Origin of the sequence: Roseburia sp. 1XD42-69, from assembly GCF_003612565.1 — a bacterium.
GTDB lineage: Bacteria > Bacillota > Clostridia > Lachnospirales > Lachnospiraceae > Roseburia_B.
This window is the reverse complement of record NZ_RAZG01000005.1, coordinates 100820-113081: the sequence shown is the minus strand read 5'-3', so window position 1 is coordinate 113081 and position 12262 is coordinate 100820. Positions and strand designations below refer to the sequence as shown.

General features: G+C 45.2%; 9 protein-coding genes. 8 read left to right on the top strand and 1 reads right to left on the bottom strand.

All coding sequences use genetic code 11. The annotated features are described in order from the left end of the window. Positions 1 to 49: 49 nt before the first annotated feature. The 4 genes from D7Y06_RS04120 (at position 50) to clpX (ending at position 6088) form a co-directional block, all read left to right on the top strand. Positions 50 to 736 carry a response regulator transcription factor gene (locus D7Y06_RS04120; RefSeq protein WP_120406564.1) on the top strand — a complete coding sequence of 229 codons (687 nt, stop codon included), beginning with the start codon at positions 50 to 52 and terminating at the stop codon, positions 734 to 736. A 2-nt stretch (positions 737 to 738) separates the two neighbouring features. Continuing rightward, complete coding sequence (locus D7Y06_RS04115; RefSeq protein ID WP_120406563.1) at positions 739 to 3207, top strand: sensor histidine kinase; 2469 nt, start codon at positions 739 to 741, stop codon at positions 3205 to 3207. A gap of 159 nt (positions 3208 to 3366) precedes the next feature. Continuing rightward, positions 3367 to 4434: a branched-chain amino acid aminotransferase gene (locus D7Y06_RS04110; protein ID WP_120406562.1), complete on the top strand. Its 1068-nt coding sequence runs from the start codon at positions 3367 to 3369 to the stop codon at positions 4432 to 4434. A 163-nt stretch (positions 4435 to 4597) separates the two neighbouring features. Further along, on the top strand, positions 4598 to 6088 hold the full coding sequence (gene clpX / locus D7Y06_RS04105; protein WP_120406561.1) for an ATP-dependent Clp protease ATP-binding subunit ClpX: 1491 nt from the start codon (positions 4598 to 4600) through the stop codon (positions 6086 to 6088). 43 nt (positions 6089 to 6131) lie between these two features. On the opposite strand, the gene D7Y06_RS04100 is transcribed toward clpX, so the two are convergent. Then, positions 6132 to 6758 carry a hypothetical protein gene (locus D7Y06_RS04100; RefSeq protein ID WP_199714621.1) on the bottom strand — a complete coding sequence of 209 codons (627 nt, stop codon included), beginning with the start codon at positions 6756 to 6758 and terminating at the stop codon, positions 6132 to 6134. Between the two features lie 177 nt (positions 6759 to 6935). Here D7Y06_RS04100 and ispE point away from each other — a divergent pair, with 177 nt between their 5' ends. From ispE to D7Y06_RS04080, 4 genes are all read left to right on the top strand, one after another. Further along, on the top strand, positions 6936 to 7823 hold the full coding sequence (ispE, locus tag D7Y06_RS04095; RefSeq protein ID WP_243119063.1) for a 4-(cytidine 5'-diphospho)-2-C-methyl-D-erythritol kinase: 888 nt from the start codon (positions 6936 to 6938) through the stop codon (positions 7821 to 7823). A 31-nt stretch (positions 7824 to 7854) separates the two neighbouring features. Then, the gene (locus D7Y06_RS04090; RefSeq protein ID WP_120406559.1) at positions 7855 to 8526 is read left to right on the top strand and encodes a GntR family transcriptional regulator; all 672 of its coding nucleotides are present in this window, start codon (positions 7855 to 7857) and stop codon (positions 8524 to 8526) included. Between the two features lie 75 nt (positions 8527 to 8601). Continuing rightward, positions 8602 to 10074, top strand: coding sequence for a spore germination protein (locus D7Y06_RS04085; RefSeq protein WP_120406558.1), 1473 nt, complete (start codon positions 8602 to 8604; stop codon positions 10072 to 10074). A gap of 1 nt (position 10075) precedes the next feature. Beyond that, positions 10076 to 12217 carry a GerAB/ArcD/ProY family transporter gene (locus tag D7Y06_RS04080; protein ID WP_120406557.1) on the top strand — a complete coding sequence of 714 codons (2142 nt, stop codon included), beginning with the start codon at positions 10076 to 10078 and terminating at the stop codon, positions 12215 to 12217. The last annotated feature ends 45 nt before the right edge of the window (positions 12218 to 12262 follow it).

The following is a 12262-nucleotide window of genomic DNA, read 5'->3' as shown; positions in this document are numbered from 1 at the left end:
TTTCCGTTACAATATCTTCATACTTAAGTATAAATTTTGGGAGGAAAAGATGTACCGTATTTTAGTTTGTGATGATGAAAAAGATATTGTATCCGCATTAAAAATTTACCTTGCCAGCGAAGGCTATGAAGTGGTGGAAGCTTATAACGGGGAGGAGGCATTGCGCCGGATTGGGGAGCAGGAAATCCATCTGGTTCTTATGGATATTATGATGCCCCAGATGGACGGTATTACCGCCATGGTAAAAATCCGGGAGATAAGCAACGTCCCTGTTATCCTTTTAACCGCCAAGGGGGAGGACACGGACAAAGTTTTAGGTCTTACCGTAGGGGCTGACGATTATGTGACAAAGCCCTTTAACCCGGTGGAACTGCAGGCCAGGGTAAAATCCCAGTTAAGGCGTTATATGATGCTTGGCGGGGGGAATGTGAAAAGGGATATTTTATCTGTGGGGGGCGTTGAGATGGATGACAAGGCGAAAGAAGTGACCCTTGACGGGGAGCTTGTGTCCCTCACCAGGACAGAATACGATATTTTAAAGCTTCTTTTGGAACACAAGGGGGAAGTGTTTTCCCCCAACGAGATTTACCGGAAAGTGTGGAAGGACACTGCCTTTGGCACGGAAAATACCGTGGCAGTCCACATCCGCCACTTACGGGAAAAATTAGAGTATGACCCGGCCAATCCCCGGTATTTAAAAGTAGTGTGGGGCAGAGGGTATAAAATGGAGGAATAAGTATGAAAGGTATTTGGAATAAGAGATGGCTCCGGGTTCTTTCCGGGATTTTATGTATTATCTCTTTTAATCTGGCGGCAGTTTCTTTTGTAGGCATTGTGGCCTGCGAGAGCCTGGAGATAGAAAAAAGGGACAGGGAGGATATTTTAGAAGAGGCCTTCCGCAGTCTTTGCAGGGAATATTCCATCCGTGCCCTGTCGGATTATGAAAATAATTACCGGATGGATGAGCTTAAGGATACTCGGTTCCGTTACGGCGTGATCCATAAAGATAACATTGAGGATTTGGATTTAAACGACAGGAAGATTTATGAGGTGTGTAATTTTGAGCAGGATAAAATAATAGACCGGGAGGAACTGTATAAAAGCCTTACCGTCTATTCCTGCACCATACGGCCGGGGACGTATTTTCGCCTGGGAAACTCTCTTTTGGGGAACAGCTATATCAGCAACGGCTATTCCTATGAGGAGACGGCCCAGGAAGAAGTGGAATATGTGGTAAAACAGGTGTACTATACCGGGGATACGGGGCATTTCTACTACCTTGCCCAGACAGAGGAGGGGAAAAACCTGATTTATCCAGTAAAGGAGGAAATCGGCCAGGTAGAGACAGCAGCAGGCAGGATAGATCTGGAAGAGGGGCAGTATTATGGAGCGAAAGATCTGGTAAGAATCCGATCCGGGGAGGAAGGGACCTCCTACGAGTGGGAGGCAGACGAAAGTTTCCGCATTATAATCGAGCCGGAGGTTTCCAGATATGTGGCGGATATTGAACTTATCACATACCCAAAACTTACGGAAACGGGAACAATGATGCCGGCCATAGGGGAAGAGGATTATACGGCATACAGCTACAGCGATGGTGTCATCCGTACCTGGGAAAATAAGGCTGTAAAGAAAGATGACACGTCCTACTATGTGATTTCCTATGTGCAGAGGGGAGAACAGGGAAATTATACAAATAATCTTCTGGAACTTCCGGGTATGTGGGGTAACATGAACGATTTTACAAGAATGGAATCCCTGGTTGATATTGTGTTAAAAAGCCACTACAGCTTTTATGAAATATTCCTCTCTATGCTGTTGGTATCCTTTGTCACCCTGGGAATCTGCATTAGGGGAGCAGGGCACAGATTCGGGGACGAAAAGATAGTGCCGGGATTTCTTCAAAAAATACCCTTTGATGTGTTTCTTGTGGGTACGTGGATGCTTATCGGGCTGTGTTTGTCATTGGTTGTGGCTGTGGTCAGCGAAGGGAATTATGTATCCCTTGCCTTTGCCCTATGCCTTGGGATTCCCGCACTCCTTTTGGGAGAGTTTCTTGGGTTGATATCAGTGATGGATTTTGCGGTGCGCCTTAAGACAAAAAACTGCCTGAAAAGTACACTGTGCTTTCAGTGCCTGAAATGGGTGGGGAAATGCGTGAAAAAGTTTTTTAGATGGTTAAAAAGAGGAGGAGAAGCCTGCCAAAAGGCCCTGCCCATGTTGTGGAAAGCCTGGATTATCATGGGATTTTTAGCCCTGGTGGAACTGATTTTTGTGGCGGGGCTTGCCAATGACGGAGAGCTTGTTATGCTGTTTCTGCTGGAAAAGGCGGTGCTTTATCCACTGATTACTATCTGCCTTTTGCAGATGCGAAAGCTAAAAGAGCAGGCGGGAAAACTTGCCTTGGGGGATATGGAAAATACTGTGGATACTTCCCGGATGTTCTGGGAATTTAAGCAGCACGGGGAGAATTTAAACAAAATCCGGGAGGGGATAAATGCCGCTGTGGAGCAGCGGATGAAAAGCGAGCGTTTTAAGACGGAGCTTATTACAAATGTGTCCCATGACATTAAAACTCCCCTGACTTCCATTATCAATTATGTGGATTTGCTTTCCAAAGAGGATATCGAAAATCCAAAAGTGCAGGAGTATTTAGAGGTATTAAGCCGCCAGTCTGCCAGGCTGAAAAAACTCATTGAAGACTTGATGGAAGCGTCAAAGGCGTCCACGGGAAACCTTGCGGTGGCCTTAGAATCCTGCAATGCAGGGATTTTAGTTACCCAGACCATAGGGGAATTTCAGGAAAAATTAAAAGACAGCCAGATAGATTTGATTGTCCAGGGAAGCGAAGGGGAAATTCTTATCCCGGCGGACACCAGGCATCTCTACAGGGTCTTTGACAATCTGATGAACAATATCTGTAAGTATGCCCAGGAGGGCACGAGGGCCTATGTGAATGTGGAGAGGAAAGGCGCAGAATGCGAAATTATTTTCCGGAATATCTCTAAATATCCCTTAAATATTGGCAGCGAGGAGTTAATGGAGCGTTTCGTAAGGGGAGACAGTTCCAGAAACACCGAGGGAAGCGGCCTTGGGCTTTCCATCGCCAACAGCCTTACAGAGCTTATGAAAGGACGCATGAATCTGGTGACAGACGGGGATTTGTTTAAGGTAATCCTTACCTTTCCGGTGATAGAGCGTGATTGAAAAAAGACGGAAAAAGAACAATATTATAACACGATATATGTTTAACCCTGCATTACCATAATGCAGGGTTATATTGTATATAAGCCTTTGGAATAATCTTGACACATGGAAAAAAAAGTATAATAATGTGGAAAGAATAGTAAACAGGAGGGAAAAAACATGGATATCAGATTTGTAAAAAGAGACAAGTTAAAAGAAAAACCAGATCAGAGCGACCTTGGTTTTGGTAAATATATGACAGACTATATGTTTGTTATGGACTGGACAAAGGAAGATGGATGGGTGGATGCCAGAATCGTGCCTCACGAGCCAATCTCCTTAGATCCGGCCTGTGTAACTCTTCACTATGCCCAGGAGACTTTTGAGGGGCTTAAGGCTTACAGGACAAAAGAGGGGAAAATTCAGCTTTTCCGTCCCCATATGAATGCAAAGCGCATGATTGTTTCAAACGAAAGGCTTTGTATGCCGGGATTTCCGGAGGATATGTTTGTGGAGGCGGTAAAGGAGCTGGTAAAGGTGGAGCGTGACTGGGTTCCTTCCGCAGAGGGCACATCCCTTTACATCCGCCCATTTATGTTTGCCACAGAGTCCGCCCTTGGGGTACATATGGCAAGCAAGTACGCATTTATGATTATCTGCTGTCCGGTGGGGGCATATTACGCTGAGGGCATTAACCCGGTAAAGATTTTGGTGGAGGATGAACTTGTCCGGGCCGTTGCCGGGGGAACCGGTTTTACCAAGTGCGGGGGCAATTACGCCGGCTCTATTTTAGGCCAGGTAAAAGCGGAAAAAATGGGATGCACCCAGGTGCTTTGGCTGGATGGTGTACACAGGAAATATGTGGAAGAAGTGGGAACCATGAACATTATGTTTAAAATTGACGGCGAGATTTACACTGCGCCCATCGAGGGGACGGTTCTTGCAGGGGTCACCAGGGATTCCATCATCCATATCTTAAAAGACTGGGGCTACAAGGTAAATGAAACCCACCTTTCCATTGACGATTTAATGAAAGCGGGCCACGACGGCACCTTAGAGGAAGCTTTTGGAACCGGAACGGCTGCGGTTATCTCTCCGGTAGGGGAATTTGTTTACAAAGATGATGTGGTAAAAGTAAATAATTTTGAAATCGGTAAATTAACCCAGAAGCTTTACGATTACCTCACGGGAATCCAGTGGGGGAAAGAAGCGGATAAATACGGTTGGACAATGGATATCGATGCATAAGAAACAAACGGAAAAAGTCAGTAAATTATGCTGGCTTTTTCCTATTTCTAAAAGAAGTATGAAAAATTCTGTTTTTCATTGTGTTTTGCCTTTTCCTGTTTTATACTGGGAATTGTAAAAAAGATTAAACGTATGGAAACCTTAAGTATAGAGGGAGGATATTATGTCAGACCAGGATTTTTACGAAGTAGAGCCCACAGAAGAGAAAGCGGCCCCTTCTGAGGAGAAAAAGGATAAAAAAGAAAATTCGGAAGAATATGAACAGATTTGTTATATGTGCCGCAGGCCGGAGAGCGTGGCGGGGAAGATGATTAAGATTCCTCAAAATATTTATATCTGCCAGGACTGTATGCAAAAAACATTTGACACCATGAACCATTCAGGATTTCCCATGGATGATATGCTTGGGGGAATGGGAGGAAAGTTCCCCAATATCAGCATGATAAATCTTTCAGACCTCCAGGGGATGGGCATGATGCAGGGCAGCCAGAAAGTGAAGAAGAAAAAAAAGGACGCCAAGGCAAAGCCAATCCTTGATATCCAGGATATCCCTGCGCCCCACAAGATAAAGGCGAAATTAGACGATTATGTGGTAGGGCAGGAGCATGCAAAAAAGGTGATGTCCGTGGCAGTTTACAACCATTACAAAAGGGTTGCCACCATTGCGGAGAATGATGTGGAAATAGAAAAGTCCAATATGCTTATGATCGGGCCCACCGGCTCCGGCAAGACCTACATGGTAAAAACCCTTGCCAGGCTTTTGGATGTGCCTTTGGCAATCACCGATGCCACTTCCCTGACGGAAGCCGGGTATATCGGGGATGACATTGAGAGCGTGGTAAGCAAACTCCTTGCCGCTGCGGACAATGATGTGGAGCGTGCGGAGCAGGGGATTATCTTTATCGATGAGATAGACAAAATTGCCAAGAAGCGCAATGCAAACCAGAGGGATGTGAGCGGGGAATCCGTACAGCAGGGAATGTTAAAGCTCTTAGAGGGAGCGGAAGTGGAGGTTCCCGTAGGAGCCAGCAGCAAAAATGCCATGGTTCCCATGGTGACGGTGAATACCAAAAATATTCTCTTTATCTGTGGCGGGGCATTTCCCGATTTGGAGGACATAATCAAAGAGCGTTTGAATAAAGCGGCGTCCATTGGATTTAAGGCGGATTTAAAGGACAAATATGATAAAGAGGAAAACCTTCTCACCAAAGTGACCGTGGAGGACGTGCGCAAATACGGCATGATACCGGAATTTTTAGGCCGTCTGCCCATTCTCTTCTCATTAGAAGCATTAACGGAAGAGATGCTGGTAAAAATTTTGTCAGAGCCCAGAAATGCCATCGTAAAGCAGTACCAGAAGCTTTTGGCCTTAGATGAGGTGAAACTGGAATTCGGGGATGACGCCCTAAAGTCTATTGCTGCAAAGGCAAAGGAGAAAAAAGTGGGGGCAAGGGCCCTGCGGGCGATTATAGAGGAATTTATGCTGGATATTATGTTTGAGATTCCAAAGGATGACAATATCGGCATGGTGGTTATCACCAAGGAGTATGTGGAGGGCACCGGAGGCCCCCAGATTATTATGCGGGGCTGTATGTCCATTGAGGATAAGGTGGCCGTGGCAGCTCAGAGAGTGACGGAAAATTTTAAGTGCTGATGTAAAAGAAAACCCCGCCTGACGGCGGGGTGACTTTTTTCAATTATTCTGTCTCAACAGATGTGGAAGATTTGTCTTCCGCTTCGTTTTTCCAATTATTAAATTTCTCAACAACTGCATCATATGTGCGTTTTGAGATGTCCGGAAGGTCTTTTCCCCAAGCGCCGGTAGCCTGTTTAAAGCCTTTTTTGAAAGCCTCTAAAAGCTCATCTGCCTTTTCAGGGTCATTTCCGCTTAATGCTTTTGCAAAGTCTAAAATACGGTCGGAAGTCTGAGCTACGCCCCAGTAACCGTCCTCAGCGATATCTTTCTGAGCCTGTGCTTTCACTTCTGCACTTACGGTGTATTTGCCGCTGGCTAAGAATTTCCACATATCGTCAGCCTGGCCGATTGCAGCGCCCTGTTTTGTCATCATCTTCTCAACGATGCCCCTTAACTGGGAAACTCTTGCATCAGCGTCAGCTTTTAACTTATCGATTAAAGCCTGATTCTGTTTTACATAGCTTGTATTCACAGTGGAAGAACCTTTTTCGTAAACAACACCGGAATCTTTTGCGGAATCTTTTGCAGTGGTTTCTGCAGCTTTCTCAGCAGCTTTTTCGGAAACAGCCGGGCTTGTGTTTGCAGCAGAAGTGGTGGAAACATTGTTGTTAATAGCTCCAATACTCATAATATCATCCTCCTTGACATAATATTCAAAATCCATTTTTTGGTTTTCCTATATGTATTATATCGGCAGAAAAAAGGAAAAATAAAGTGGATTTGACCTTTTTTCAAAAAAATGATAGAATATTTTGTATACAGAATACAGAATGAGTGTAAATTGTTTTGGAAAAGGATGAGTGTCATGGACGGCAGGAAAGAGACAATGAAAGTTAAGGCATTGGCCAAAGTGAATCTGGGATTGGATGTGCTTCGGAGACGGGAGGACGGCTATCATGAAATCCGCATGATTATGCAGACTATCCATCTCTATGACCTGCTTCAGATTACAAAAACCAGGGAGCAGGGAATCACCATTGAGACAAATCTTGATTTTTTACCGGTAAATGAAAATAATCTTGTGTACAAAGCCGCAAAGCTTATGCAGGACTTTTATGAATTAGACGGGGGCGTCCATGTTGTGCTGAATAAACATATTCCTGTGGCTGCGGGTCTGGCAGGGGGAAGCACAGATGCGGCGGCAGTGATGTATGGCATGAATGAACTGTTCCATATCCGGGCAAAAAGGCAGAAACTTATGGAGCTTGGGGTAAAAATCGGGGCGGATGTGCCCTACTGCCTGATGCGGGGGACTGCCCTGGCGGAGGGAATCGGGGAGAAATTAAAAAGCCTTCCCCCTGTCCCAAAATGTCCGGTGCTTATCGCAAAACCAGGAATCAGCGTGTCCACAAAATTTGTATATGAAAATTTAAAACTTGACGAGCATACCATACACCCCAATATCGATGCACAGCTTCGGGCCATCCACGGGAAAAATTTGCATGCTTTGGCAAAACATATGGGAAATCTTTTGGAGACTGTCACGATCCGGGAATATCCGGTGATTCAGGAGATAAAAGAGCATATGAAGGAACACGGGGCCATAAACGCCATGATGAGCGGCAGCGGCCCCACGGTATTTGGGCTTTTTGAAAAAGAGGAGACTGCCGAAAAGGCTTATGAGGCAATGCAGGCTTCGGGCCTTGCCAAACAGGTATATCTTACAAGTATTTATAACAACCGGAAATCATGAAACCTATAGCCAATTTTCATAGGAGGTTTGAATGGGAGAGTTAGAGTTAAATGCAAACGCATATCTGCCTTTAAGGGATGTGGTTTTTAACACCTTAAGGGAGGCAATTTTAAAAGGGGAGTTAAAACCGGGAGAACGGCTGATGGAGCTGCAGTTAGCGTCAAAACTTGGGGTGAGCCGGACACCTATCCGGGAGGCTATCCGTATGCTGCAACAGGAGGGCCTTGCTGTGACCATTCCCAGGAGGGGAGCGGAAGTTGCAAAAATGACGGAAAAAAATATGGAGGACGTGCTGCAGATTCGGGAGGCGCTTGAAATTCTTGCAGTGCAGTTAGCCTGTGAGAAAGTAACGGAACAGCAGGTTTTAAAGCTGGAAGAAGCGGTGGAGGAGTTTGAGCGGGCGGTAAAAACCGGGGATTTAAAACAGATTGCCCAGTCAGATATTGATTTCCACGATAAAATTTATGAGGCGGCGGACAACCCCAGGCTTGTAAATCTTTTGAATAATATCAGAGAGCAGATTTACCGTTACCGGGTGGAATATTTGAAGGAGGAAGAGAACTATCCCAACCTTATTGAGGAGCACAGGAAAATTTTTGCGGGGCTTAAAAACAGGGATAAAAATTTTGTGACGGAAATGACGGAAAAGCACCTTAAGAATCAGGCAAATGCGGTGAAAGCCATTATCCGGGAACAGGAATAAAATCTGGAAATTGTTTCATACTAAAAAAGAGTAGAGTGTTCTACTCTTTTTTTGATTCCTTTTGGAGGTAAAAATATGACAAAAAGTTTGGCGGAAAATAAAAAAGATCTGCTGGCCCTTTTGGGGGATTCTGCGGATATTAAAAAGATTCCCATACAGATTGGCATCGGCAGGGATATTGAATGCTTTATCACCTATGTAGAAATTACCGGGGGCAGCCTGATGTTCAGCAAATCCGTGTTTGGCAGGCTGGTAAAACAGTTAAATGAGATGACCAAAGAGGAGGTCTATGAGAGCCTCTCTAAAAATGTCCTGGGGATTACGGATATCACCTATTTTGACACTATAGAGGATGCTTTGGGAGGCATGTTTGCCGGGGACGTGCTGATTTTAGTGGATGGATTTGAAAAAGCCATGAAAATTCCCGACAAGGGATATCCGGGGATGGGAGTGCAGGAACCTCAGTCGGAAAAAGTCATCCGGGGCTCCAACGAAGGATTTGCGGATTCTATAAAAATTAATACGGCCCTGATCCGCAAAAGGCTCCGCACCCCAAAGCTTAAGGTGCGGGAAGTAAGGCTTGGCACAAGAAGCAACACAAATGTGGACATTGTGTATATGGAGGATTTGGTATACCCCAAACTTATCGGGGAGGTGGAAAAAAGGCTGAGCCGTTATGAGATTGACGGCGTGATGGACAGCGGCATTATAGAACAGCTTTCTGAGGAAAAGTGGTACTCTCCCTTTCCACAGTTCCAGACCACCCAGCGGCCCGACCGGGCGGCAATGGCCATATTGGAGGGAAGGATTGTGGTATTTTCCGACAACTCCCCTGTGGGGCTGATTCTCCCCACGGATTACAATTCCTTTATCCAGACAAGCGACGATTATTACAACCGTTGGGAAATCGCTTCTTTCGGGCGGATACTTCGCTTCCTGGCCTCCTTTTTTGCCCTGACATTTCCCGGAATTTACCTGGCGGTGACAAATTTCCACACCCAGATACTTCCAACTCCCCTGCTTTTATCTTTTGCAGCAGCCAGGCAGGGCGTGCCCTTTCCCGCAATGGTGGAGGTGCTGTTGATGGAAATTGCATTTGAGCTATTGCGGGAGGCGGGGGTGCGGCTGCCGGGGGCCATGGGAAATACTATAGGGATTGTGGGGGGCCTTATTATCGGGCAGGCTGCGGTGGAGGCCAATATTGTAAGCCCTATTGTGGTAATTGTGGTGGCCTTTACTGCCCTGTGTTCCTTTGCTATTCCAAATGAGGAATTTGCATCCGCATTTCGAGTATTAAAATTTGGGTTTATCCTTCTGTGTTCCTGGCTGGGATTTTATGGATTTCTGTTTGGGATGCTTTTGGTGCTGATTCATCTGTCCCATTTAAAAAGTTTTGGCATCCCCTATCTTATGCCTTTTGTGGGAGCGGATTTAACAGGGTATGAAGATCAGAGGGATTTTGTCATAAGACAGCCTCTGTTTAAAATTACCAGGCGGCCTGTGTTTGCAAAAAGAAATCAGAGAGTTCGGTTAAAAAGGAAGGGATGACATGTTTTCAAAAAATAATAAAATTTCCAAAAGACAGGTATTTCGGCTTTTATCTTACGATATTTTAGGGGTGGGCACCCTGCTTTTGCCCCCACTCTTAGGGGAGGCATCCGGAAAAAACGGGATGGCGGCCCTTCTTGTGGGGATTTTTGCGGGTCTGGTATTTGCAGTGCTTTTAGGAGGTGTAATTGAATCCATGAGGGAGGGGGAAACCTATCCGGCGTTTTTAAAGAGAAATTTCGGGACTTTTTTTGGCGTGGTTTTTGGGATATTTTATATTGTATACTACCTTGTCCTGGGAGGGGTGAGTACCTATGTCTTTGGGCATCTCATTGTCAGTGAACTTTTAAAGGAGCAGTCTTTTTACTGGATTACCGCTGGAATTCTGCTGCTGGCATGTTATGGGATTTCCCAGGGAATTGAGGGGAGGGCCAGGGTGTATGAAATTTTATTTTGGTTTTTGATGGTTCCTCTGTTTCTTATGTTGTTTTTGGCAGCCAGGGACGTTCGGACAGAACGGCTGTTTCCCCTTTTTGCCCTTGGGGAAGGCAATTTTTATACAGGGTGCCTTTACAGTTTTTCCCTTTTTTCCCTGTGCGGGTTTATGCTTTTTATCGTGCCATTTGCCAAGGAGAAAGAAAAAGTTGTCTCCGCCTCCCTGTTGGCAGTGCTTTTCTGCGGAGGGGTAATGTTTGTCATCTATGCCATTCTTCAGGGTATTTTCGGTTTAGGATCTATGATAAGCCAGGAGTATCCTGCAGTGACCTTAATGAGCATGGTGCAGATTCCGGGAGGTTTTTTGGAAAGACAGGACGCCATCATGGTTGGAATCTGGTTTTTTACCGTGTTTGCCTTAATCAGCAGCAGCATGTTTTATTTGTCTGAAAATATTGCGAGTTTATACGGGGGAAAGAAGAGAGGGGTCAGCATTTTCATTGGGGCAGTTCTGCTTTTTGGCATCGCTGTGGGATGCTACCGCTCCAAAGAGTTTATGGAAAAACTGCTGTGGATATTTTTGTACTGGGGAACCCCGGTGATTGTGGCAATCCCTCTTCTCACCTATTTTAGAGATTTTTTTGGAAATACAAAAAAAACCACTGTAAGTCTTATGATGGTTTTGTGCATGTTCCTTGGAGGATGCAGCACTACAGAGTTAGAAAACAGGAAATTTCCCCTGGCTATGGGGGTGGATTTGGATGAGGAGAGCTGCAGGGTCAGCTACAAATTCCAGGATTTATCCTCAGTGGCAGATGAAAATGCAAATGCAGGGAGCGGCACGGACTTTTATATTAAAGATAAGGATTTTTACACTGCAATTTCCCAGTATGCCAACGACAGCAATAAAGAGATGGATTACAACCATATGAAGGTGCTGGTTTTATCGGAGGAATTTATAGAAAATGAAGAGTCCCTGGAAGTATTTTTGCAAATTTGCGAAAAAAGGGCGCTGATAGCCAGAAATACCCTCCTTTTTACAGCGGAAGATGCAGGGAAGATTCTTGCCCTGGATAAAAATCTGGACACTCCCGTCGGCACCTATTTAGAGGAAATGATTGAGAGCCGGGAAGATTACAAACTGAAAGACACGGTAACTCTTGGGGATTTAATCAACGACAAGGCAAATGAGGAACAGCTTTTATACATTCCCGTGTTAAAAGAGGAAGGGGGGCTTCCTGTCATCCGGGGCTACTATGCCATGGCGGGGGGAGTTCCCAAGGGAGAAATTGGGATAAATGAGGCTATGCTTTCTTATCTTACCCAGGGTAAAATTGAAAAGCTGTATTTTAGCATGGAAGACCAGACCCCGGTGACTGTGAAAAGAATCTCTGCAAAAAGAACTTACCAGGGGAAAAATCATACATGCCTGGTGAAAATCAGTCTGGAGGCTTCTGTGGAGGAAGATTTTTTAAATGAGGAGAATGCAAATGATGTTTTAAGCCAGCGCATTGGAGATGAATTTTACACCCAGCTAAAGGAGACGGGAGAAAGCCTTAAGGATGCGCCGAAAGTGGATTTTACCAACAGTTTCTGCCGGCTTGGGCTTTCGGACAAGGAGGCGTATCAAAAATATAAAGGGGATATGGAAGGATTTTTAAGAGGGCTTGGGTATGCCTATGAGGTGAAGGTAAATTTGGTAAATTAACGGGAAAACAGTAAGGTTACTTGCATTTTTTAGAAAGCAGTTGCT

What these genes read in the sequence shown, in the direction of transcription:
- D7Y06_RS04120 (WP_120406564.1), top strand. Translation starts at nt 50, where the DNA reads ATGTACCGTATTTTAGTTTGTGATGATGAAAAAGATATTGTATCCGCA.
- D7Y06_RS04115 (WP_120406563.1), top strand. Translation starts at nt 739, where the DNA reads ATGAAAGGTATTTGGAATAAGAGATGGCTCCGGGTTCTTTCCGGGATT.
- D7Y06_RS04110 (WP_120406562.1), top strand. Translation starts at nt 3,367, where the DNA reads ATGGATATCAGATTTGTAAAAAGAGACAAGTTAAAAGAAAAACCAGAT.
- clpX (WP_120406561.1), top strand. Translation starts at nt 4,598, where the DNA reads ATGTCAGACCAGGATTTTTACGAAGTAGAGCCCACAGAAGAGAAAGCG.
- D7Y06_RS04100 (WP_199714621.1), bottom strand. Translation starts at nt 6,758, where the DNA reads ATGAGTATTGGAGCTATTAACAACAATGTTTCCACCACTTCTGCTGCA.
- ispE (WP_243119063.1), top strand. Translation starts at nt 6,936, where the DNA reads ATGGACGGCAGGAAAGAGACAATGAAAGTTAAGGCATTGGCCAAAGTG.
- D7Y06_RS04090 (WP_120406559.1), top strand. Translation starts at nt 7,855, where the DNA reads ATGGGAGAGTTAGAGTTAAATGCAAACGCATATCTGCCTTTAAGGGAT.
- D7Y06_RS04085 (WP_120406558.1), top strand. Translation starts at nt 8,602, where the DNA reads ATGACAAAAAGTTTGGCGGAAAATAAAAAAGATCTGCTGGCCCTTTTG.
- D7Y06_RS04080 (WP_120406557.1), top strand. Translation starts at nt 10,076, where the DNA reads ATGTTTTCAAAAAATAATAAAATTTCCAAAAGACAGGTATTTCGGCTT.